Origin of the sequence: Bathymodiolus heckerae thiotrophic gill symbiont, from assembly GCF_900128515.1 — a bacterium.
GTDB lineage: Bacteria > Pseudomonadota > Gammaproteobacteria > PS1 > Pseudothioglobaceae > Thioglobus_A.
The window spans coordinates 1-1,402 of the sequence record NZ_FQTP01000202.1 but is presented as its reverse complement, the minus strand read 5'-3'; the positions used below and the strand labels follow the sequence as shown (position 1 = coordinate 1,402).

Annotated in this window: 2 protein-coding genes; one reads left to right on the top strand and one right to left on the bottom strand. The window is 42.1% G+C overall.

What is annotated here, in order from left to right:
• Positions 1-623: IS91 family transposase (locus BTHERMOSOX_RS11200; RefSeq protein ID WP_171004726.1), on the top strand; the 623-nt coding region annotated here is incomplete at its 5' end.
• A 460-nt stretch (positions 624-1,083) separates the two neighbouring features.
• Here the strand turns inward: BTHERMOSOX_RS11200 and BTHERMOSOX_RS11195 are convergent.
• On the bottom strand, positions 1,084-1,266 hold the full coding sequence (locus BTHERMOSOX_RS11195) for a transcription elongation factor GreAB (protein ID WP_138121201.1): 183 nt from the start codon (positions 1,264-1,266) through the stop codon (positions 1,084-1,086).
• Positions 1,267-1,402 lie beyond the last annotated feature (136 nt).

Sequence of the window (1,402 nt, the reverse complement as noted above, 5' to 3'; positions counted from 1 at the left end):
TAAAGGATCATCCGCATATTCATGTGGTCATGCCGGCGGCAATCGTGGACAAGACCAATAAGCTTTGGCGTACTAAAGAGGGAAAATACCTGTTTAATCATAAAGCACTGGCGAAAGTCTTTCGCGCTAAAATGCTGACACGCATGAGCGAAGAGAAACTTCCTTTTCCTGCGAAGATTCCGGGAAAATGGGTAGTGGATTGCAAGTTTGTCGGTGCTGGCGATAAAGCCCTGATTTATCTGGGTCGATACCTTTACCGTGGCGTTATTCGTGAAAAGGATATTTTATCCTGCCAGAATGGCAAAGTGACGTATCGTTATCAAGACAGCAAAACCAAACGTTATCGAACCAAAACGCTTTCAGGAGCTGATTTTTTATGGTTAGTACTGCAACATGTTTTACCTAAAGGCTTTCGCCGTGCACGGAACTTCGGTTTTTTGCACCCCAATAGCAAAAGGGTGATTAAACTGATCCATACCCTGCTAAAGTTTGATCCGACGAAGATATTAAGCAGACTTAAAGTACGACCACAATTCAGTTGCAAATGTTGTGGCGGTGTAATGATCGTGGGGCGTAGGAGAATCCCCAGAGTGGAAGTGACCTTTCAGCCTGTGCCGACTTAAATGCTGGAACCACTAAAGGTTATGTAAATTCACACTCCTTCGCCCAGACAAGCAGCGCATAAGGCGCTGAGGGAGTTGTTTGGGCTAAAATCGGGGATTAAAGCATAAAAAATGCCCCGATACTTGAACTTTAGGAGTTGACTGCAATGGGCAACGCTCAAGGTTCAATTAAGTTGTAAAAACGAAGTCTGATTAATCAATCGAGCTAATCAGCAAAAAGCTATTTTCATAGAAACGATTTAACAGACTTCCTACTAACGGGCCGGGCTTGTCCAACAAACGGTTCAGATTGTGGCTCGCTTCGCGATCACAATCTAACCTTGTTCGTTAGGCGTGGAATACCTTCTAGGGCATCTGATGCGGCGGAAGCGTCGGATAGATTTCTGCGCCTTTGCCTTTCTTGTGTTGTAATTTTGTTCATGGTCTTGCTCCGCTCATTTATATCCTTTATTTTGTTGCATTAATTTTGCAGTTTATTTAGGTATTCATCCCCCGTTATTAAAGGTATTAATCTAATTAAAACCTCTTCAAATACACCACTTTCAGCTTGAGAGATTAATTTAACACTACGGCTTTTATAATCTAATGTTTGAATCAAGCTGCTTGCTACTACGCTTGGTTTATCGAGGTTTGTAATAGGCACTTCCGTTGGCGTAACCGTTCAGACCCTTACGGTTAAAACCTAAAAATCTTGACAAAAACACCTTGTAAGTGTTTATTATATCGATAATTTCACAAAGGCGTTTAAGGCTCATGGTTCTCAAGGAACAGGAATTACT